19 protein-coding genes, 2 pseudogenes and 1 CRISPR repeat array (1 of these 22 running past the window's edge) are annotated in these 20,929 nt (G+C 70.4%); of the genes and pseudogenes, 6 read left to right on the top strand and 15 right to left on the bottom strand.

The window, feature by feature from the left end; all coding sequences use genetic code 11:
* Positions 1 to 248: a CRISPR direct-repeat array (repeat unit 28 nt; unit sequence ATCGGCCCCGCGCTCGCGGGGGTTGCCC) (it extends 695 nt beyond the left edge of the window).
* An 836-nt stretch (positions 249 to 1,084) separates the two neighbouring features.
* A complete protein-coding gene (locus ABTX81_RS02015; protein WP_350540962.1) occupies positions 1,085 to 2,482 on the bottom strand; it encodes a uracil-xanthine permease family protein in 1,398 nt (465 codons plus the stop codon).
* A gap of 281 nt (positions 2,483 to 2,763) precedes the next feature.
* Between ABTX81_RS02015 and ABTX81_RS02010 the strand changes: the two genes are divergently transcribed.
* Positions 2,764 to 3,456, top strand: coding sequence for a hypothetical protein (locus ABTX81_RS02010; RefSeq protein WP_350540961.1), 693 nt, complete (start codon positions 2,764 to 2,766; stop codon positions 3,454 to 3,456).
* A 347-nt stretch (positions 3,457 to 3,803) separates the two neighbouring features.
* On the opposite strand, the gene ABTX81_RS02005 is transcribed toward ABTX81_RS02010, so the two are convergent.
* The 14 genes and pseudogenes from ABTX81_RS02005 to ABTX81_RS01940 all read right to left on the bottom strand — a co-directional run bounded on the left by ABTX81_RS02005 (position 3,804) and on the right by ABTX81_RS01940 (position 14,994).
* A complete protein-coding gene (locus ABTX81_RS02005) occupies positions 3,804 to 4,340 on the bottom strand; it encodes a hypothetical protein (protein ID WP_350540960.1) in 537 nt (178 codons plus the stop codon).
* A gap of 102 nt (positions 4,341 to 4,442) precedes the next feature.
* Positions 4,443 to 5,897, bottom strand: a complete 1,455-nt coding sequence (locus ABTX81_RS02000) for a restriction endonuclease (RefSeq protein WP_350540959.1) — start codon at positions 5,895 to 5,897, stop codon at positions 4,443 to 4,445.
* 401 nt (positions 5,898 to 6,298) lie between these two features.
* Complete coding sequence (locus tag ABTX81_RS01995; RefSeq protein ID WP_350540958.1) at positions 6,299 to 7,915, bottom strand: recombinase family protein; 1,617 nt, start codon at positions 7,913 to 7,915, stop codon at positions 6,299 to 6,301.
* A 275-nt stretch (positions 7,916 to 8,190) separates the two neighbouring features.
* Entirely contained in the window at positions 8,191 to 8,475 is a 285-nt protein-coding gene (locus ABTX81_RS01990) for a DUF317 domain-containing protein (protein WP_350540957.1), read from the bottom strand.
* A gap of 793 nt (positions 8,476 to 9,268) precedes the next feature.
* Positions 9,269 to 9,967, bottom strand: a pseudogene (locus ABTX81_RS01985) (SPDY domain-containing protein); the annotation flags it as partial.
* Positions 9,886 to 10,263, bottom strand: coding sequence for a hypothetical protein (locus ABTX81_RS01980; protein WP_350540956.1), 378 nt, complete (start codon positions 10,261 to 10,263; stop codon positions 9,886 to 9,888). The gene ABTX81_RS01980 and the pseudogene ABTX81_RS01985, both read right to left, overlap by 82 nt.
* The gene (locus ABTX81_RS01975; RefSeq protein WP_350541000.1) at positions 10,263 to 11,105 is read right to left on the bottom strand and encodes a hypothetical protein; all 843 of its coding nucleotides are present in this window, start codon (positions 11,103 to 11,105) and stop codon (positions 10,263 to 10,265) included. Before ABTX81_RS01975 ends, ABTX81_RS01980 begins: the two co-directional genes overlap by 1 nt.
* Positions 11,069 to 11,593 (bottom strand): SPDY domain-containing protein, encoded by a 525-nt coding sequence (locus ABTX81_RS01970; protein WP_350540997.1) that lies wholly within the window; start codon positions 11,591 to 11,593, stop codon positions 11,069 to 11,071. The genes ABTX81_RS01975 and ABTX81_RS01970 overlap by 37 nt, the downstream gene beginning before the upstream one ends.
* Positions 11,594 to 11,602: 9 nt before the next feature.
* Positions 11,603 to 11,746: pseudogene (locus tag ABTX81_RS01965) on the bottom strand (DUF317 domain-containing protein); the annotation flags it as partial.
* A gap of 182 nt (positions 11,747 to 11,928) precedes the next feature.
* Positions 11,929 to 12,315 carry an SPDY domain-containing protein gene (locus ABTX81_RS01960; protein WP_350540955.1) on the bottom strand — a complete coding sequence of 129 codons (387 nt, stop codon included), beginning with the start codon at positions 12,313 to 12,315 and terminating at the stop codon, positions 11,929 to 11,931.
* Between the two features lie 47 nt (positions 12,316 to 12,362).
* Positions 12,363 to 12,791 (bottom strand): DUF317 domain-containing protein, encoded by a 429-nt coding sequence (locus ABTX81_RS01955; protein WP_350540954.1) that lies wholly within the window; start codon positions 12,789 to 12,791, stop codon positions 12,363 to 12,365.
* Positions 12,781 to 13,542: a DUF317 domain-containing protein gene (locus ABTX81_RS01950; protein ID WP_350540953.1), complete on the bottom strand. Its 762-nt coding sequence runs from the start codon at positions 13,540 to 13,542 to the stop codon at positions 12,781 to 12,783. Before ABTX81_RS01950 ends, ABTX81_RS01955 begins: the two co-directional genes overlap by 11 nt.
* A 163-nt stretch (positions 13,543 to 13,705) precedes the next feature.
* Positions 13,706 to 14,041 carry a hypothetical protein gene (locus ABTX81_RS01945; RefSeq protein ID WP_350540952.1) on the bottom strand — a complete coding sequence of 112 codons (336 nt, stop codon included), beginning with the start codon at positions 14,039 to 14,041 and terminating at the stop codon, positions 13,706 to 13,708.
* 200 nt (positions 14,042 to 14,241) lie between these two features.
* Positions 14,242 to 14,994: a DNA-methyltransferase gene (locus tag ABTX81_RS01940; RefSeq protein WP_350540951.1), complete on the bottom strand. Its 753-nt coding sequence runs from the start codon at positions 14,992 to 14,994 to the stop codon at positions 14,242 to 14,244.
* 437 nt (positions 14,995 to 15,431) lie between these two features.
* On the opposite strand from ABTX81_RS01940, the gene ABTX81_RS01935 reads away from it, so the two are divergent.
* The 5 genes from ABTX81_RS01935 to ABTX81_RS01915 all read left to right on the top strand — a co-directional run bounded on the left by ABTX81_RS01935 (position 15,432) and on the right by ABTX81_RS01915 (position 20,914).
* Complete coding sequence (locus ABTX81_RS01935; RefSeq protein ID WP_502892682.1) at positions 15,432 to 16,568, top strand: C40 family peptidase; 1,137 nt, start codon at positions 15,432 to 15,434, stop codon at positions 16,566 to 16,568.
* Between the two features lie 93 nt (positions 16,569 to 16,661).
* A complete protein-coding gene (locus ABTX81_RS01930) occupies positions 16,662 to 16,970 on the top strand; it encodes a DUF6112 family protein (protein ID WP_350540995.1) in 309 nt (102 codons plus the stop codon).
* Positions 16,971 to 17,663 carry a hypothetical protein gene (locus ABTX81_RS01925; RefSeq protein ID WP_350540950.1) on the top strand — a complete coding sequence of 231 codons (693 nt, stop codon included), beginning with the start codon at positions 16,971 to 16,973 and terminating at the stop codon, positions 17,661 to 17,663.
* 35 nt (positions 17,664 to 17,698) lie between these two features.
* Complete coding sequence (locus ABTX81_RS01920; protein ID WP_502892690.1) at positions 17,699 to 19,291, top strand: SCO6881 family protein; 1,593 nt, start codon at positions 17,699 to 17,701, stop codon at positions 19,289 to 19,291.
* A gap of 162 nt (positions 19,292 to 19,453) precedes the next feature.
* Entirely contained in the window at positions 19,454 to 20,914 is a 1,461-nt protein-coding gene (locus ABTX81_RS01915) for an SCO6880 family protein (RefSeq protein ID WP_350540994.1), read from the top strand.
* The last annotated feature ends 15 nt before the right edge of the window (positions 20,915 to 20,929 follow it).

Here is a 20,929-nt window from a genome sequence, read left to right as displayed (position 1 = left end):
TGCCCCGTCTTGGACAGCGCCAGGGCCTGTTTGGTGACATCGGCCCCGCGCTCGCGGGGGTTGCCCCCAGCAGCGGGGCCAGTGCAGGCAGGTCGAGCAATCAGCCCCGCGCTCGCGGGGGTTGCCCCCGCACCCGCAGCTCGTTCTGGCGCCGCTGACCATCGGCCCCGCGCTCGCGGGGGTTGCCCCGTGGGCTGGGAGACCGCAAGGAGATTGGCGAATCGGCCCCGCGCTCGCGGGGGTTGCCCCGACCTCCTCGCCAAGCTGCGGGCCGCCGGCCTATCGGCCCCGCGCTCGCGGGGGTTGCCCGGCGGCTGTCGAGCAGTGCGCCGCGCTCGCGGGGGTTGCCCCTCCGTGCGGACCTGAAGAAGTGGTCCCGCCTCATCGGCCCCGCGCTCGCGGGGGTTGCCCGGGGCACCCGTCGATCAAGGGTGTCCGCCAGGCATCGGCCCCGCGCTCGCGGGGGTTGCCCTCTTCGACTCTCACCGAAAGGTGAACCTCTGGCATCGGCCCCGCGCTCGCGGGGGTTGCCCGACATGCGCACCCATCTGCTCCAGCAGACCAGCATCGACCCCGCGCGCGCGGGGGTTGCCCGCTGCCCTCGGCGAGGCGCGTGGTCGCCTCCTGACCGGCCCCGCGCTCGCGGGGGTTGCCCCAGTGCGTGGAGCACGGACGCGGCCACGTCGAAATCGGCCCCGCGCTCGCGGGGGTTGCCCCTACTACCGCGGCAAGCACCCGTTGCGGTTCGCATCGGCCCCGCGCTCGCGGGGGTTGCCCTCGCGCCCTGGTCGTTGACCCGCCGGGCGAGCGATCGGCCCCGCGCTCGCGGGGGTTGCTCCCTGGGTGCCGCACAAGAGCTCGCTGGTGTACTGGCCGCCTCGTCGTACGCCTCACCGCCCACCGGGAGCAGCCCACGACCGCACCCAGGAGAGGCGGCGGCCGCGCCGGGTCAAGATCGACGCCCTGGCCACATCGAAGCCGTCAGGCCCGGCCCGCAGCCGGGCTGCGGGCCGGGAAGTCCGCCACGGGCCGGTGCTCCGGCACCACCCGCTCGGCGGCGTTCAGCGGGTGCGGCCGAGGTCCGTCACCCCTTCCCCCGGTGGTCGTCGTAGGCGCTGGTGCCTTCGTCCAGCAGTGGGCCGCTCCCGGACTGGGGGTGCTTCAGGTGGACGGGGGCCAGGGCCCGCAGGCCGTGATAGCCGAGCAGCACGATCAGGGTGCCCAGGGCGATGCCGCCGAGCTCGAAGTCGTCGCTGAACTTCAGCGTCACGTTGCCGATGCCGACAATCACACCCGCCGCGACCGGCACCAGGTTCAGCGGATTGGTCAGGTCCACCTTGTTGTGGATCCAGATCTGCGCGCCCAGCAGACCGATCATGCCGTACAGCACCACCGTGATCCCGCCCAGCACCCCGCCCGGGATCGCCGCGACCACCGCGCCGAACTTCGGGCACAAACCGAACAGGATCGCGAAGCCGGCCGCGCACCAGTACGCCGCCGTCGAGTACACCCGGGTCGCCGCCATCACACCGATGTTCTCCGCGTACGTCGTCGTCGCCGGACCACCCACCGCCGTCGACAGCACCGTCGCCGTGCCGTCCGCCATGATCGCGGCACCCATCCGGTCGTCCAGCGGATCACCCGTCATCTCCGAAACCGCCTTCACGTGCCCCGCGTTCTCCGCGATCAGCGCCACCACCACGGGCAGCGCCACCAGCACCGCGGACGCCTGGAAGCTCGGCGCGTGCAGCGACGGCAGACCGATCCAGTCCGCCTTCCCCACGCCCGACAGGTCCAGACGCCAGTGCTCCGTCACGGCCCCGCCGCCGACCGGAGAGTGGATCTTCCCGAAGACCCGGTCGAACAGCCACGACACCGCGTACCCGAACACCAGCCCCAGGAAGATCGCGATCCGCGACCAGAACCCCCGCAACACCACCAGCGCCAACCCCGTGAACGCCATCACCAGCAGCGCCGTCCACTGGTCCTGCGGCCAGTACGTCCCCGCCGCCACCGGTGCCAGATTGAACCCGATCAGCATCACCACCGCACCGGTCACCACCGGCGGCAGCACCGCGTGCACCACCTTCGCCCCGAGCCCCTGCACCACCGCACCGCACGCCGCGAGCACCGCACCCGCCACCAGCAGCGCACCCGTCACCGTCGCCGTGTCCCCGCCCTGCGACTTGATCACCGCGGCCACGCCCACGAACGACAGACTGGAGCCCAGGTACGACGGGATCCGGCCCTGCGTCACCAGCAGGAAGAACACCGTCGCCACACCCGACAGCATCACCGCGAGGTTCGGATCCAGCCCCATGAGAATGGGTGCCACAAAAGTGGCCCCAAACATAGCCACCACGTGCTGCGCCCCGAGCCCGACCGTCCGCCCCCAAGACAACCGCTCGTCCGGCCGCACCACAGCCCCGGGCCGCGGCGCACGCCCGTCCCCATGCAGCTTCCACCCGAACCCGACCTTCATCCCTTTTACCTGTTCCACTCGACCGTGTCCCGAAATGCACCCCGGGACCGCACGCTGAAACCAACATGATCTCCCGGCCGCAGCGTGGGTTGTTCGAGGAGGGCTCTGGTGTCGGTCTCGGCGACGACGGCGGCCGTGCCCGGCAAAGGACGCGAAGCTCGTCGCCGGCACAGCAAGGCGAACAATCATGGCCATGCGTGTGGTCATGCTGCACCAGCCGTGTCAAGGCCCTCGGTGATCGGTGAGAGACTCAACGCGACACAGTCACCGAGGAGTTACACATGTCAGCGCGCAGCCACATCGGGCCGGCCTCAGATAGGTCCAGCTTCGGCGCACTGGCTCTGGGCCTGCTGGACAGGGCGGTAGAGACCCAGGGCCAGCTGGTGCAGAGGAACATCACCCGGGCCCGACGCCGACGGCACGAGGCAACACCGGGGCAGGTGATCCGGACACTGGAGCGCTTGTACGTCACCGGCCAGGCCGCAGCAGGCGCCGCGACCGGAGGCCTCGCCGCCGCCCCGGGGGTCGGAACGGCACTGGCCGCGGCGATGTCCGGGGGCGAAGTCCTGACCGCCATGGAGCTCACCACTCTCTTCGCGCTCTCGGTCGCAGACGTCCACGGGGTCCCCCTCGACGAGGTCGAGCGCCGCCGGACACTTGTACTCGGGCTCATGCTCGGCGGGAGCGGCCGCCAGGTCATCGCGAAGGGCACCGATCGCACGGCCCGGCACTGGGCCCGCCGGATCGTCGCCGACGTACCCATGCAGAAGCTGCATCGGATCAACCGCGTTCTCGGGAAGCACTGGGTGACGAAGTACGGGACGAAGCAGGGGGTCCTCGTCCTCGGCAAGCTCGTGCCGTTCGGCATCGGCTTCGCCATCGGCGGCGGGGCCAACGCCCTCCTCGCCAGCGGGTGCGTAAGAGCTACCAGGCTCGCGTTCGGCCCAGCCCCGAAATCGTGGCCCGCCGGCTGACCCGCAGCAACGCAGCTGCCGGCGAGCCCCCGCCGGGCGGCGAGGCATCGCTCGTTCTCCCATTCGTTCCCGCTGCCGATCAGCGCGGGGCCAGGCGCATACTTGACCGTCGGCGTGAAAGGATCAACGCCTGCGGCGCGCGTGATTTTGGCCAGTCCGTCCGGGGTCACGGCGACCTCGTCAGGGTCTGGCACTATTGGCCGGTCTTGGGAGTCGAGAACCTGCGGGTCGGGCCCGCTTATCCTGTTCGCCCCGGCAGGAGGACCCGTTCGACGGTTGCGGTGATGCTCCCGCCTTCGGACATGGCAGCGCTGGGCTCAGAGGGTTGGGATGGCCACGATCCGAGCCTAGAAAGCGCGGCGGACACTCCTCCCTCGCCCGCCAGCTGCGGCGCTGCCAGCCGGCGCTTCAAGCCGCAGGCCGTCGCGTAGCACCGGGAAGAGCGTCGATGGGTGGGCCGGCACCCCGTCGCCGTCAGCACCTGGCCGCAGCAAGGGGTCAGCCAGCACGATGCCGAAGTAGACACGCCGTCCGCCGAACCTGACCCAGGTCGGATCGACGACGACACCTTCGTCAGTGACACACCATGCGTGCTGCGCAGGCACGGTCTCGGCGCCCGCGATCGCCCAGCCTTCCGCGTATGTCAGGCTCGGGCAGACGAGTTCGGTTCGCTGAGCGTTGACGAAGCACGCGCGTTCCGGCAACGGGTCGACATGGCCCGGTAGCGGAGCGGGCACATGCCACTGCCCGTGCCCGAGGAGCAAGGAGTACACGGTCCGATGGACCCACGAGCCGGTTCCCGCACGGTCGTAGGACAGTTCCAACTCGGCATGCTGCTGGAGATAGCCGAGCAGCACCTGCTCGGGCGACGTGACCATGTTCACGGCCCTAGCCTCGTCGGCGCGATCGTGCTGCCGCAACGCACCTGGTCAGCTTGGGCGCGTCCTGGGGCACCGCTAGCGTCAGCCCGTATGAGCGGGGGCTGACTACCACTCTGCGGTGATCTTGATAGCGGTCGAGTCTGCTGCAGCTGTGTACTCCCAAGACCACAGCTCGTACTCCTTCGGCTCGTCCACGCGGTGCTGCGAGCGCAACGCGCACACCAGGATCCCGGAGCTGGCGAGTTCCCACGGCCAGCCGTCGGGGGCCTGTTCCGATAGGGCCTCGAAGAACGGGTTCTTCGCGATCACTCCGGCTACCCAAGTCCCGTCGCCTCCTTCTTCGGTGATGAGACCGACGACCTGCAGCACCGGGCGCGGCAGGTCGAACGACCCTCGGACCACCGACTTGCGGGACAGCGGACGGTAGAACCCTCGAAGCGGCACACCGAACTGCTGGACGAGTTGATGCAGCGGCCCTTGGTCGACCGGCACCCCGGGCAACAGGAACTCCAGGTGAGCCCGCAAGATCCACCGGGACTCGTCACACGCCAGTCTCGCGGTGACGCAGAAACAACCATCCTCGATTTGGTCGAACAGGATGACGCTCTCGCCGTGCCCGTCCCTGGAGTCGTCTACGAGCCGGTCCCTCCACTCCCGGAGCGTGACTGCGAGACTCCTGGCACCGATACCGTGCCAGACCCGGTCGTCCTTCTGGATTGTCCAGTGAGCGTGTCGACTGAGCCAGCCCAGATCGTTTAGACGATGGAGAGCTCCCAGCAGCTCGTTCTCGGACCGCGAGCCGAGCGGGACATCGAGCGAGACCCCGAAACCAGAGGGGTAGAGCCAGTCCAGATCTGGCAGGTCCAGTGTGAACACTGCCGGTGTAACGCTGCCTGGCGCGTCGATGACAGGCAGCGGCTTGCCGTCCGCACTGACAATCTGCCGTGTCGAATCCGGCAGGACCTGGCCCTGCGACCGCTCGCCGCGTGACCGATGCGTGCCGCCTATGCCGAGGTGAACGTGCCCGAACATCTCCAGTTGCATACGCTTGTATGCGAGCATGCCCGCCAGCTCGTGCGGGTCTTCGAGCAGAACGCGGATGTCCGCCTCGTCGAGGACGAGAATCAAGGCCTCCTCGCGATACCGGACGATACGTTCGGCACACGGTCCGGTGATCCCGCCGACGGTTACCAGCACGCCGACCGCCTGCCGGCCGACTTCCTTGACGCGGACGCGCAGGTTGTCCGCCACCCCGATGTCCGCTGGTGTGGCTTCCCATTTCGCCTCGATGAGAAAGGTGCCGTCCCGTGAGGAGATCATCAGGTCGATCTGCCGGTCAGCGGTGGGCGGGTTGTGTTTCACGGTGAAGTGTGCGCGACGGAAGAGCTGATCGAGCAGCCGTTCCAAGTCGGTGCCACGGCCGTGGGTGTTGGTGGCGCTGTGCAGGCGTGTGAACTGGGCGCTCAGGTCGTCCCACGGTCCTGGCACCAGCAGCGAGTCGAGGTCATTGTCCGGGTCGTACTCGGCTGACTCGCTGTCCTGACCGGGTGCCGGTGCCATGCGCCGTTTCCCTCCCGCGGTGAGCTCTTGTCGGCAGGGTAGCGATCGTAGCCCTGCCCACCGACATGTTCCCGCACATGCCGTCTGAGGACGGGGCGGCCACCGGCATGCTTCGCACCAGGCCTTTCCCGGGGGCCTGCCCTCACCTCGGGAGGAGGTGGGGCCGAGCTTCTCCAGCCGGACGAGTTCACGCGCTGGTTCTGCCGGGCGAGTTCGCTGTCACCACCTGACCGTCACGGCCCGGGGTTGACCACGTACCTCCCCCCGGCGTGGTGGCAACCCCGAAGCCAAGCCGCCTCTGGCGACCGCCATCCACTGTTCTCCGGCCCCCGCCCGTCAAGCTGCTACCCGGACGGTCAAGCGTCCTTCGCCTGATCCTGAACCTCGGGTCGCTCGATCCCCTATGCCACCCACGCGGGAGCGATCTCGTACTTCTCCGACAACGGGGTTCCGCGTCCCCGCCGGACCAGCACCTGCTTCACTACCGTCCGCAGCAGTCGGTTCCGCTGACTGGGACTGGCAAGCTCCCATTCGGCGCGGACCCCGAGAAAGCTCGCCGCGGACATCTTCTGCCCCGCCTTGTGAACCGCGGCGGTCCTGTGCTCCTCCGCCAGCTTCTCCTGAGCCTCCAGGCGCCCAGCAGTTATCTTCTCCTGTTTACGCCGGGCCGCCTCGATGCTGATCGCACCAACCGACACGGCGTTCGCAAGGTTGTCCTCCTGGCGATCGAGTTCGGCGAGCACGCTCGCAGGGCTGGCTCGTACCGGCACCGCAACCGGGACCGACTGACGGGCTCGAGTGATGCGTTGCTCCAGGTCCGCCGGCGGAGTGGCCCGCTGTTCCAGCCAGCTCACGATGCGCTCCTCGACGTGCTCGAGGTTGCCGTAACCCGACTCCGGGCAGGTCCCGAACTCCGCGTGGGTGCGGCAGCGCCAGGTCACGTCACCTGGATGCGGCCGGCCGCCGACCGGAGGCCGGCGATTCTTCTTCGCCCGGAGCAACGGCTGCATCGACACCCCGCAGTGCGGACAGCCCATCAGCCCGCTCACCGAGTACCGCGCCTCGTGCCGGTCCTCGATCGCCGCCCGCTTAGGCGCCTTCCCCCGCCGGGCCGTGTACCGATCCCACACGTCCTCGCAGCGCGCCCGGTCCCCGATCACCGGCTCATGCTGCCCTGGAAGATACAGCCCGAATTCCTCCGGCCTCCGTGACCGGTTCCGCTTCTTCCGCGGCACCCCGGCACGGTCCGGCACCAACTTGTGCAACTGCTCGGGCAGCCGGTACCGCACGAACCCCAGCCCAAACCCCGAGTCCAGCACGTCGTACAACCGCCCCGCCGACACCGGCAGACCTGTCACCGGATCCACCACCCCCGCCGCATGCCACTCCCGAACCAGGTACCCCAGATTGCCCCCATTGGCTGCCCGTTCGTACGCATCTGCCAGCAGCGGACCGAACACCGGATCGACCTTCAGCACGCCCACCCGACAGTCCCGGCACGTTTCCAACGCCACCCCGCGCCTCTTCGGCGGACACGTGTCACACCGGTAGTACCCGAAACGCCCCTGGTTGGCGTGCGGCAATCCCCGCCGACGCCGGCTGGCGATCGTCTCCTTCCACGTCTCCGACAACTGGTCCGAGAACAGCTCCGCGATGTTCAGCATCTGGCGGATCGCGAACCGCCCGATCACCGTCCGCCCATCGAAGTCCTCCTTCGCCGCACGCACCTCGATGCCCAGCTCCGTCAACCGGTCCAGGTTCTTCAACGACTCCAGCGTGTTACGCCCGAACCTCGACCACACCCACAGCACCAGCACCTCGAACTCACCACGCTCCGCCATGGCGATGATCTCCGCGATCTGCCGGTCACTGAACCCCCGCCCCGACTTCCCCAGATCCATCAACGGAGCCCGCACCAGCATCAGCCCCTCCCGATCCACCAACCCCCGACACTGATGCTCCTGCAACTCCGGACTGATCATCTCCTCCCGAGCCACACTCACCCGGATGTAGATCACCGCACGACGACGCGCCCCGGAGGTCATGATGAACCCCCGGCTTCCGTAACTCCGACCGCCGCATTACTCCGGGCAGCGATGAGGGAAGCGACCATATCCCAGAAATCGCTCCAAAATTCCTCCATGTCGCTTTCCACAGCAGGCCCATTTCCCAATCAATATCACCCCTGCAAATTATCCACTGGCTAAACAGAAAAAGAGGACAGGCATCCGATCGCACGTTCACCACAATCGCCACCCATATGTACCTCGAGTGCGCGGTCCCCATTGTTGTCTCACGACCACCGCCACCCGCAGCAACCACACCTCGGCATCCCAATTCGCACCCCTTCGAAAGCAACGCCCTCACGACTTCTGCCACTCCCCTGCGGACGCCTCCACCCGAGGTCGTGCGGGCTAGCCAGAAGGGTTGTGGCGAGTGCCTCGTGGAGTGCGGCAATGATCTCCGGCGGAGTGCGGCCGTCTGCGGAGGACCACCGTTGCTCGCCGCCGGACAGGGGACGGCGGTGAATGGTTGTCCAGGCCGTGCCGGTGCTGTCGTTCCGGGCCCGGGAGATCACGCGGGCACACGGGCTGGTGTACACCGTTGCGCCGTCGGGTTTCTGGGCCGTGGTGGCCGGGTCCTGCGAGGTAGAGCGGGCTGACGAGGGTCAGGGGCTCGGGACTGCTCGGCCGGTCGAAGAGCAGCGTGGCGGCGCGTTCCGCAGCGTCGTTGATCAGCTTCTCGGTGCGGCGGATCGCCTCCTCCCGGTGCTCGTCGGGCAGCGTTCTCCCGGTCCGGGGTTCGGCGTGACCGGCAGTGCTGTGGATGGTCTCGTCCCGCATGGCGTCGCTGAGCGCCGACGGGCCCCAGTACATCCGGCGGTCGCTCACCCACGCTGCGGCTGCGTGGAGGTCTGCGTTGGTGAACCACAGGTCCTGGAGCGGGGTTTCGATCGGCGGCGTCGGGAGCCTGCTTACCCGACGAGGGGGCGGGCCGGTGTCGGGCTCGCGGCCGAACAGGACGGGTGCGCGGCGGGCGGCATCGACGACCAGGTCGGTGACCAGGGTGTGAGCGAGGTGCTTCTGCTCCTTGGGCAGGTCGTTCCATATCCGGCCGGCGGTTGTGCGGGTGCTGGGGATGACCTGGTCGTCGATCATGTCGGCGTAATGGAAGTCCACGATGGACTCCAGCGCCTCCGTTGCCAGGCTGATGGCGATGGTGAGCAGGTCCTCGTCGGTGTACGGGGGGCTCTGGCCTGCGGCGGGCTGGTCGGTCGCCTTGTGCTCGCGCTTGTCGTTCGCGGCCGTCTCGCCGAGGTGCTCCAGCAGTTCCTCGTCCATCCAGTCGCGGTCGCGTGCCAGCGGCGTGGGGTCGGTGAGCGCGCGGGCGAGCGCGTCGACGACGACGGTGGGGGTGCCGGTCGTCGCCATGGCCTGCCAGTAGGGCGGGTATCCGCCGTTGTCGCGGGGCCCGATCTCGACGTACAGGTGTGGCCGGGACATGAGGTCGAGCGCGTCGCCGGGCGGGTCGATGCGGATCTGGACGCGGGCGAGCCGGTCGGGAGCCTCCAGGTCCAGTTCGCCGTTGCGGTAGGTGCTACGCCAGCCGGCGTCCTGGAGGGTGTGGATCAGGGTCCGGCGGTCCGTGGGGGCCTGGAGCGCGGGGGCGGTTTCGCCGGTCCAGTCGATGCCGGAGCCGGTGCGGGCGAGTTCCTCGGCTACGGCAGCGACGAACTCGGGCGGGGTCTCCTTGGAGAAGCCGGCCTGCCACTGGGGTGGGCCGAGAGGGTCGCGGGCAGCGGCGATGTGCCACCAGGCGCCCGGGTCGAGCTGCCCGTCAGCGAGTCGGAAGCGGTGGTCCGGGCTCCAGGCGAAGCTCTGGCTCAGCTCCGTCGCGGTGCTGTGTCCCCATGCCCACTCACCGGTCAGCCGCTCGAAGACCTGGTTGGCGTAGGAGCGGCCGGCCAGGTAGGCGGGGGCGACGTCGATCAGCGTGTCCGGGTCTGCGGGGATGTCGGTTCTCCTGGGCTTCTGGGGGTGTCGGTCATGGGGCTGGTCGGTGGTGTGCACCGTGTGGTTTGGGCGCGTGCGGCGCTCTGCCTCGCCTGGCGTTCGAGCCACCAGGTCAGGTCGGGGTCGATGCCGAGGTTGGTGTGGCCTGCCGCTGCCAGGAGGTCCGCGGCGTATTCGATCCGCAGGAGGGCGTCCTCGGGGTGGGTGTCGGTGGGGAGTTCGTGCATGCCGAGGTCGGGGAGGTAGGTGAAGCCGGCTTGCTCCAGTCGGCGGGCTGCGTCGGGGCGCCGGTTCGGGCTTCCGCCGATGGCGACGACGGTGGTACCGAAGGTGCCGAAGGTGATGTCGGCCATCAGCGTGCCCGGCGCGGGCCCGGCTGCCCAGATTCGAGCGGCGCGGGTGGCTCCGCCGGGGTCGGCACGGCGGAGCGCGTTTGGGTGGTGGCGGTTGCCGCGTGGCGCCTCAGGTTCGGGGCACGGTCGTCCTCGTAAAGGGATCCGAGGGCCTTGATACGCACTTCGGTGTCGGCCAGCGCTCGGTGCATGTCGTCGAGGGCACGGGCGTGTTCGGCGAGGATGTCGGACAGGTCGTCGCCGGGTACGTGACCGAGCCTGGCGGCCCAGCCGCTGAGGACCTCGGTGAACGCGGCGAGGCGGGCCAGGGCGCCGTCACTGCCGAAGACGGCGCCGGTGTGCCGGGCCACGGCCTCATGGTCCCGGTCTGCTACGGCGAGGCGGTGGGTCAGCAGGGCGAGGTCGTGGCCAGGGTCGGGCGATCGGGTCTCGACGAAGGTGCGTGCCAGTGTGCCGAGCCTGGGGTCGAGTTCGACACCGAACCCGAACGTGCGAAGGTCGTTCGCCGCGTCGACTGCGGCGACGATCTGTCGCGCCTCATCGAAGTGAGCGGGCAGCCGCATTTCCATGCCCAGCCCGTTGCTTTCCAGCTCGGTGAACTCGCGGCCCCTCAGCAATGACGTCGCCAGTTCGTTGAGGCGCCCGTTCACGGCGGTACGCCCGTCCGGCAAACGCTTGATCGTGTAGGTAAGGGTCGTGTTGGTGATGGTGGTGTCCTTGCGAGCGCAGACGGCAGTCGGTGGATGCCTCCCTCGTGCGGCGAGCGGGTGCTGGCGGCCCGGGCGGAGTCCCCGTGCGTGGTGGTTCAGCGGCGCCGGGCAGCGGGCGTGGCGGAAGTCCACACGACGCTCGACGGCGGGGCCGACACTGCGCTCGGGGGCGTGGCGGTGACCGAGCGCAGCCGTGCGGCCCTGCGTTGGACATCCAGGGGGCTCGGTGCGGGCTGGGTGACCAGTGTGATCGTCGCCGTCTGCTTGGCGTAGTAGGCGAGTGCGTCCCAGTAGCGCGGGACGGGATTGGAGTCGAGCATCGCCGTGGATACGGCGTGGAGGATGCGGGCGGGTGTGCCGCCGCTGAACCGTCCGTACCAGCCGGTCGGCTCGGCCGTGCCGATGGTGAACCGGCCGTCCTGGCCGGCCTGCTCGCGGTCGTCTACGGGGAGAGCGCCGGCCCGGTAGGTGATGCGCGCGAGGGTGTCCGGCGAACGCAGTGTGAGCGTGCCTCGGTCGACGCCGGCCTCGGCCCACCCGGCGTCGGCGTAGGGGGCGATCCATTCCAGGGGGCCCAGCGTGGGCTCGTCGAGCCACGCGTTGTCGTCCGTGCGGTACATGCGGGCGAGTTCGGCGGTGACGGCGGTGACGATCTCCTCCGGGGTGTTGTCGGAGAAGCTGGTGACCCAGCGCGGCGGTGCGAAGGCGGCTGGTGCTGCGGCGATCTGCCAGAGGGTGTTCCACTCCTGCTCTGGGATGAACCCGATGCGGATCTTGCCGTCCGCGGTCGCGAGGTAGAAGTTGCCGAGCTCGTCGTGGTGGCGGACTGTGCCCGGCAGGTCGCCGATGGGTTGCAGCGCTGGGTCGCCGGTGTAGCCGCTGCCGGCAAGGTAGACCGGGTGGACGAGGATGTCGCCTTCGGGGTCGAGGCTCCGGGGAGCGAAGGCCGGGCTGGTCAGGTCTTCCTCCCCGCGGATCGACGTGCGGCGATCCCCTGGACCAGCGGGAGCCCGGCCAGGGTGGTGCGCCTGGTCGCGGCCAGGGGCCGCACCGGCCCCGTGTAGGGGCGGACCTTGGCCGTGCCCAGGTGGGCGGTGGGGACTTCCGCGAGCCGCCGGGCCTGCGGCTGCGGGTCGGTGAGGTGGTCCAGGGCCGCGGTGATCAGGCGGGTGGGGGTGTTCTTGGAGAAGTGGGCCTGCCACGCCGTTCCCTGCTGGTCGGCGGTACTGCGTGCCCAGAGGGTGACTGCGGCCGGGTGGTCCGCGCCCCAGGGCTCGTCATGGAAGCCTCCTCCGTCCCATCGCACCAGCCCCGCAGTGGCATCGGGCGACCGGAAGGCCATTTCCGAGGTGGTGCTGACGTCCGCCCATCCGGCTTCGCGCAACTGGGTCACCAAAGTCGCGCACGTGTTCTGCCTGCCCAGAGCGCTTCGTCCTTCGCGGCGAAGCTGCCAGAGGAAAGGGCGCTGGAGAGTGCGGCGGCGACGGCGAGGGCGATCTCGTGCGGGGTCTCCAAATCGAAGGCGGCGTGCCAGGCGCGCTCGCCCACGGCGGATTCGTACCCGGCGACCGTCCATCGGGATTTGCGGTCGCCGGGCTCGTGGTCGAGCCGGACCCGGCCGGTGAGGCAGTCGCTGACGGCCACGCTGGTGTCCCCACCATCGCAGGAGTACCGGGACCAGCCCCGGTGCTCGGCGAGGAAGGCCTCGAACGCCGCGCCGGCGGTATCCAGGTCGCCGGGCCCGGCGAGGTAGCCGGGGCTCACCACGACACGCTGCTCGCCCTCGGTCGCACTGCGGCCGGAGTGGTCAGCGGCCACGGGCGAAGTCCTGGCCGCGTCGTGCCACCGGGTGGGTGCGCAGGAAGGCGCGGTGGCGCATCGGGATCCGGGCGGCCCGGCGGGTGTAGCGACCGGGGTTGGTGACGGTGCGCAGGGCGGCCAGGACGATGCCGGTCGGCGTGTCTCGGCTGAACTCAGCGGTCCACCAGGTTCCTTCGTGCCCTCGGGCGCCGGCGGTGAGGGTGTAGGCGACGTCGGTGGCGTCGCCGTGGCCGTCGGCGGAGTGATGGATCCGGAGGGTGGCGGTGCCGTCGGGCGCGTCGAAGGTAAGGGCGCGGCAGTGGGGGCGGGTGGTCCAGCCGGCGTGGGCTGCCTCGGCCCGCAGGACGTTGTGGGTGCCGGTGTAGCAGCCGCGGCTCCATAGGTGCTGCTCACGTTCGGAGCGGGTGGGCAGGGCCATGCTGTGGGCGAGGCGGCGGGCTACGGACAGGACGACTTCGGCCGGTGTGGGGGCGTCGAAGGTGGCGCGCCAGGCGAACTCGGCCGTCGGGCTGGAGCGGGCACCGATGTTCCACTGAGGGTAGGGGCTGTCGGTGTCCTGGTTGAGCATGACGAGTCCGTTGGTGCTCTCATGACCGGCGACGAGGTGGTCGTCGACCACGGTGAGCAGCCAGTCGTCGCGCCCCCGGCCGAACTCGAAGATTGCGTCGAGGCCTTCGCCGGGGCCGGCGAGGTAGCCCGGGAAGACCACCATCGGCATGTTGTGGGCGAGCGGGTCGGGGTGCGTCATCGGCGGTGGCTCCGTTGAGTGGTGGGGCGGCCCCGGGGTCTTCCGGGGCCGCTGGGGGTGGGGCGGTGTCAGAGGAGACCGGCTTCTCGCTCGGCGCGGAGGATCGCGGCGATCTTCTGCGCGCGCGTGGTACGTACGCCCGCCGCGAGGGAACGGGACCCGATCAGGCCGCTCTGCTGGACGAAGTCGCGAGCGACGGCCAGGACGGTGTCGAGCGGGCTCCGGCCATGCTCGTGCTGTAGCGGGCCGCGGGCTGGAACGCGTCCGTCGGCGCGGCGCGGACGGCACACCCCTTGGTGCCGGGGGTAGCGGCGAGGGTGCTGGTGGCGGCCGGGGCCGGGTTTCCCGGTGCGGGCTGCTGGTCGTGGCGGTCGGTGTGGGCGAGCATCTGGGCGACACCGCACAGGAGCGCGCCGATGGCCTCCTCCGGCATGGAGGAATCGAACCGGTGCCGCCAGCGGAGCGCACCGGTCGGGGAGTCGTAGACGGCCATGGTCACCGGGGAGCTTTTCGACGCGGCGGGCGGGAAGTGAAGCCGCACGCGCTGGCAGGGGGAGACGAGCACCTCGCTCTCGTCGGCGAGACGGTGCAGGCTCCAGCCGTCGAAGTCGTCCTCGCGGTCGCACTCGGAGCCGAACAGGGTGGGGCAGATGCTGAGAAGCAGGGAGGTTTCCTGTGATCGTCGGAAGGGGGCTTCGGCTAGGCCGGATCCTGGGTGGCGACATCGGCGGTGCGCTTGGCCTCGGCGAGGCGTTCCTCGGCGATGTCGGCGTAGTGGCTGGTCAGCTCGATGCCGAGGAAGGAGCGGCCTTCGAGGAGCGCGGCGACGCCGGTCGAGCCGGAGCCTGCGGTGAAGTCCAGGACGGTGCCGCCGGGCGGGCAGATCTGCACCAGGTGGCGCATCATGCCGACGGGCTTCTGCGTGATGTGCTGGCGCTTGCTGCCCGAGGGCTGGCTGCCTTCCAGCAGGCCCTTGAGGTAGACGGGGTTGCGGTCGCCGTCCATCGCGCCCTTGGAACCCCAGACCACGAACTCCGTGTTCTGCGTGAAGCGGCCCTTCTGCGGGCGGGCGGCCGACTTGTACCAGGGCACGATGCCGCGCCAGGTCCAGCCACCGGCCTGCAGCGCGTCCGTGGTGGTCGGCAGCTGCCTCCAGTCGGTGAACACCGCCGCGGTGCCGCCGTCGACCGTCAGCCGGAAGGACTCGGCGAGCAGCTGCGAGAGCCAGAAGCCGTACGACCTCTGGTCTTTGTTCTCGCCGGGGAAGTCGGGGAGCTGGTTCTTCGAGCCGGCGGTGGTGTACTTCGCCTTCGCGCTTCGCCCGACGCGCTCCTGGGTCGTGCGCCCGCCGCTGTTGTACGGCGGATCACAAATGACGCAGTCGGCCGCTCCGGCCGGCAGGCCGCTCAGGAGGGTCAGGGCATCGCCCCGGAGAAGGGTGTAGTCGGTCAAATGTCCTCTTGGGTGTCAGGGGTGTGCGCGGATCTGCCGCTGGGGCGATTCCGGCTGCGGCTGGCGCATAGAAAGAGCCCGAAGCGCGGGTGGCTGCCGGGTCTTCATCGAAGGTAGAAGCCGGAATGGCTTTTTTGCAAGGAGTTCGGAAATTTCCACGAACTTTTCCGATCTCCTTGCACGATAGATATTCCGACTTCTACCTTCGAAGACGTCGCCATGCACCGCGACCAGGTCGGATTGGTACACGAACCCCTCTCCGGACTCCTCGGGCGAGCCGCGACTCCCTTCTTTCACCAGCGCACCGGAACGCCTTTCCGCACCCCGGTTGCGCACCCCCACGATCGGAGATTCCCCTTGCCGGGACTTCACCTCTTCATGTCTTCCGACGGCCCGCCGGGCCTGATCCGGAAGGGCTCGCCGCAGCGGCAGGCGATGTGAAGAAGGCCGTCGCCGGGCTCGGCGCCGCCGTTCTCCTGACGCCTTTCGCCTTGATCCTGCCGGTCGCCATGGCCTCCCAGAACGACGGCGCGTGGGACGGCGGCGGCCCCGGGGCGTGCACCGGCCCCGGTGGCCCACAGCCTGTGGACTCCACCGCGATCCAGGCCGCGGTCAATCTGATCCTGTCCGGCGCCGCCGGGCCGACGGCCCCTGTCGCCGGGCTGGAGCTGCCGACCGTGCAGATCCCGATGGCCCAGACAATCGTCGCCACCGGCATCGCCCTTCAGGTGCCGCCGCGCGGCCAAGTGGTCGCGCTCGCCACCGCGATGCAGGAGTCGCGGCTGCGGAACCTGTCCAGCGGCGACCGGGACTCGCTGGGCCTGTTCCAGCAGCGTCCGTCGATGGGCTGGGGCACCCCGGCCCAGCTGCACGATCCGGTCTACGCGTCCACCGCGTTCTACAAGGAGCTGCTCAAGGTCCCCGGGTGGCAGGACCTTCCGGTCACCGTCGCCGCGCAGAAAGTGCAGAAGAGCGGCTACCCCGACGCGTACGCGCAGTGGGAGCCGCTGGCGACCGCCCTGCAGCAGGCGATCGGCGCGGCCCTCAAGGCCCCGACGGTCGGAACGCCCCCAGCGCCCGGCGCCTCGCCGGATTCGTGCACGCCCCCGGGCGCCAACACCGACTGGGGCATCATCCCGCCGGGCGTGCTGCCCGAGGGCTACACCATCCCCAACGACGCCTCGCCGGCCGTACAGGCGGCGATCCGCTGGGCCCTCGGCCAGCTCAACACCCCCTACCAGTGGGGCGGCTCCTGCACGAACTCGCACGGACCCGACCCGATGGGCCGCTGCGACTGCAGCTCCCTGATGCAGCAGGCCTACAAGGCCGCCGGGATCACGCTGGACCGCACCACCTACGACCAGGTGAACCAGGGCAGCACCGTACCGGTCGACCAAGTGCGCGCCGGCGACCTGCTGTTCACCCAGCGGGGCTCCCAGGGGCCCGAGCACGTGGGCATGTACATCGGCAACGGCCTCGTCGTGCACGCCCCGCACACCGGGGACGTGGTCCGCGTCGCGAGCTTCAGCTCCTGGAAATCCGGCGTGATCGCGGTCCGCCGAGTCGCTCCCTGAGCACTTCCTCCCCTCTCTTCTCCGTGCCGGTGCGGCGCCGCCGCGCGCGCCCCGGCACCTCTCCCCCCTCTTCTGGAGAAACGTTTGTCCTTGATCCTCGCCGCCCAGGCGGTCACCGACCTCGCCTTCGATCCCGGCGTCACCCCCGCCGAGGGCGGCCTTCCCGGCCTGACCGTCCTCAAGCAGGTCGTGAGCAGCATCAACCTTTTCGCGGTCGTCGCGACCGTGGGCGCGCTCTGCGTCGCCGGCATGGTCTGGGCATGGGGCCATCACTCGGGCTCTCACGGTGCCGAGCAGAAGGGGAAGCAGGGCGCGCTGGTCGCCGCCGGCGTGGCCCTTCTCCTGGGCGCCGCCAACGGCCTGGTCGCGTTCTTCAGCGCGCTGGGGACGCAGGTCAAGTAAGTGCCCAAGCCCAAGTTCCCCTTCTACGAAGGTGATTCGGTCCTGCGTCGCAGGCTGCTGATCGGGCTGGGCGTGCTGCTGGTCGTCGGTCTGCTGGCCGGGCTCCTCGCCCGGCTGGCGGGCGGAGGCCGCACTGACCGCACGGACCCGCAGCCCACTTCCCTCCCACGCTCCATCTCCTCCACCGACCTCACGGCCGGCTCCCGGGCCAGCGCCCCGCCCACCGAGGCGGGCACCGCCGTCGCCCGGCCCCCGCACACAAGCAGCCCGACCGACTTCGCCGCCGCGTTCGCCCAGGCCCTGTGGACCTACGACTCCCGCGTGGTCACCCAGCCCGACTTCGTGTCCGGCCTGCGCGGATGGCTCACCCCCGAGAGCCAGTACGCCGACGGCGACTCCGTCACCGGCCAGGTCCCCGACCCGCTGCTGTGGTCACGGCTGCGCGACAACGGCCAGACCTCCACGGCCGGCCAGGTTTCCGCCCACGTGCCGGACTCCTACACCAAGGCGATCCAGCAGAACCCGGGCGCGTTCACCCAGGCGTACATCTACGCCGTCACGGTCACCGCGAAGGTGGCCGTCGCCTGGGACGGCGGCCAGGGAGCCGAGGACCGCGCCATCACGCTGGCCGTCCAGTGCCGACCGGGCAGCGACTGCGCCCTCGCGGCCATCGCCCCCACCGTCTACCCCTAACTCCCCTTTCTTGTCTCTTACTTGAGGAGAAGACCATGGGTTTTTGTGATCTTCCGGGTTCGGGGTTGATCTGCGACGTCGTCGTCGGTGGCGTGTCCGACAGCATCACGGCCTCGATCGGCAACTGGATCGCCAAGAGTGCCGGGGACCTCGCGAAGTCGGCCGTCGACCTGGCCAGCCGCGCCGTCGACAAGACGACGTCGATCGATCTCGGTGCCGACTGGTTCCGCAGCAACTACGCACTGATCTTGCCCATCGCCTTGACGATGCTCGTGATGACCTTCACGTTCCAGCTGATCCGGGCGGCGTGGCGCCGGGACGGACAAGCGCTGGGCCAGGCCGTCACCGCCACCATCAGCAGCACCCTCTTCGCGGTCACGGCGATCACCTTCACCGGCGTCGCCATCGCGGTGGTCGACGCGTTGTCCCGCGGCCTGTTCACCGTCGCCAACAGTTCGATGGACGACGCGGTGCGCCGCCTCGTCCGGGTCTCGATGATCTCGATCACCACCCCGCTGGGCTGGGCCGTTCCGTCCCTGGTCGCGCTCGCCTGCGCCGTCGGCGCCATCCTCTACTGGGGCATGATGATCTTCCGCAAGGTCAGCATCCTGATCCTGGTCATCCTGGCCCCGCTCGCCGCCGCCGGAGGCCCGTGGGAGCCGACCCGCGACTGGCGCAAGCGCTGGATCGAGGCCACCGCCACCGTCGTCTTCTCCAAGCTCGTGATGACGATCATCATGCTGGTGGGCGTCTCCGCGATCGGCAACTCCGACACCAAGGACGGTATCCAGGCCCTGAGCGACATCATCGCAGGCCTGACCGTGATGGCGCTCGTCCTGTTGTGCCCGTTCATGATCTACCGCTTCGTCCACTGGGCGGGCGACGGCCAGTCCGCGGGACTCCACCAGTCCGCGGCAGCAGGCCTTCAGACTGCCGGTGCGGCTGCCAAGAAGGGCGGCCGGATGGCGATGACCGCAGGCTCCGGCGGCGCCGCGGGCGGCGCCGGGATGGCCGGGGGCAGCCCCGCAGGTCCGTCGCAGGTCGCCGGCATGCAGTCCGCCGGCGCCGGCCAGGGCGGCGGAGGTGGCGGCGGACCCGAGGGCCCGAGCACCGACACGCTCGCCAAGGCCACGCCCACGTCGTTCCAGTACGGCCAGCAGCGTTCCGGGGGCGGCGACGGAGGTGTCCCGCTCGTCAAGCGGCCCGACACCGACCGCAGCGACGGCGACCAGGGCCTCGCGCTGGTCACCCGCTCCACGGGCTCCGACGCATCCCCTGGCTCGGGCCGATCCTCCGCCCCCGCCGCGTCCGGCGGGTCGAGCCCGGCCGCGGCAGCCCACGCCGCAGCAGGCTCGCCCGGCGTGTCAACGCCGGGATCCGCCCCGGCGCAGGCCGGAGTACCCGCGAACCCGGCTCCGGCCGGAACGCCCGCGAGCCCGGCGCAGGGAGTCGTGCCCACGTCGGCCGGGGCCCCCGCGGCAGGGCCGCCGGTGGTCTCGCCCGCGCCTGCGGGCAGCGGAGGCACGCCGGCCTTCGATCCGGTGATCGCCCCACCGTCCGGTCCGGCAAGGACCGGCACCGGCTCCGCCCAGCGCTTCACCTTCCCCCCGGGCCCACCGTCCGCCTGACGAGCCACCCAGCAGAAGCGGCCCTTCTCCCCTCGGGCTCCCCCTCCGGCGGGGAGCGGGGACCGCCCTCGCCTCGTCAGCAGCAACGATCCTGCCCCCGGCGGCCCTGCCGGGCGGGAGCGGGCTCGCCCTCCCTTCCCCCGCACCAGAGAGCACCTTTTCCTGAGCACGCCCAGCGAGACCCCCACCACCGTCAAGTTCCCTGCCCGCAGCCGCCGGGGCATCCTTCTCGGCCTGACCCTCCCGCAGCTGGTCCTGGCCGCGATCGGCGCAGTCGTCCTGCTCGCCGTCCTGATGACGCTCGGCATCGTCGGCGCGCTCGCCCTCACCCCTCTGTGGGTGCTGATGGCCGTCGCCGTCGTCCTCCGAATACGCGGGCGCTCGCTCGCCGAGTGGGCGCCGATCGCCACGCGCTACTGGCTGCGCCGCACCTGCGGCCAGCTGGTCTGGCTGGCCCGCCCTTCGACCCGCCCCCGCATCGAGGGCCTGCTCCACCTGCCCGGCACCGCCGCCTCGCTGCGCGCCGTCACCTCCCCCGACGGGCGCCTCGGCGCCGTCCACGACCAGCAGCAGGCCACCCTCACCGCCGTCACCCGCGTCTCCTCCCGGGCGTTCGCCCTGCTCGACCCGTCCACCCAGGCCGGCAACGTCGCCGGCTGGGGCCGGGCCCTGGCCGCGCTCTCGCGCTCGGGCCAGATCGCCCGCATCCAGGTGATGGAGCGCACCGTCCCGGACTCGGGCGACGCCCTCCAGCGGTACTGGCTGGAGCACGGCCGGCCCGCCACCCCGGTCGCCGGTCCGATCTACGAGGACTTGCTCGCCGCCGCCGGGCCGTCCGCCGCTCCCCACGAGGCGTACATCGCCATCGCGCTGGACCTGCGCGCCGCCCGCCGCCTGATCAACCAGGCCGGCGGAGGCCTCGGCGGCGCCTTCGCCGTCCTGACCCAGCTCACCTCCAGCCTGGACGCGTCCGTGCGTGGTGCCGGGCTGACGCCGGGCGGCTGGCTGACCGCCGGGGAGATCGCCGCCACCGTCCGCACCGCCTACGACCCCGCCGTCCTCGGTGCCCTGGAACGCTGGTCGGACTCCGGCCGCCCCGAGGCCGACATCGCCGCCGCCGGTCCGGTCGTCCTGGTCGAGGAACCGGACAAGGTCCGCACCGACTCCGCGCACCACGCGGTCTTCTGGATCGAGCAGTGGCCCCGCACCGAGACCAGCGCGGGCTTCCTCCACCAGCTCCTCTACTCCTCCGGCGTCCGCCGCACCCTCTCGCTCCTCTACACCCCCCAGGGTCTGGACGCCGCGCTCAAGGACGTGCAGCGCAAGAAGGCGACGATCATCTCGGACGCGGCCGAGCGCGTACGGCGGGGCCAGGTCGACTCCGAGGCCGACACCGTCGAGTACCAGGACGTCAAGCAGCGCGAACTGCAGCTGATCGCCGGGCACGCCGATGTCGCGATGACCGGCCTGCTCGTCGTCTCCGCGGACGACGCCGACCAGCTCAGCGCCGCGTGCGCCCAGGTCGAGACCGCCGCCGTCGCCGCCCTGATCGACCTGCGCCGCCTCACCCTTCAGCAGGCCGAGGCCTTCACGGCCGCCGCCCTCCCGCTGGCCCGACTCTGACCGCCGAAGGGCTCC

This window comes from Kitasatospora sp. NPDC097605, assembly GCF_040302725.1.
Taxonomy (GTDB): Bacteria; Actinomycetota; Actinomycetes; order Streptomycetales; family Streptomycetaceae; genus Kitasatospora.
This window is presented reverse-complemented; position numbering and strand designations above follow the sequence as displayed.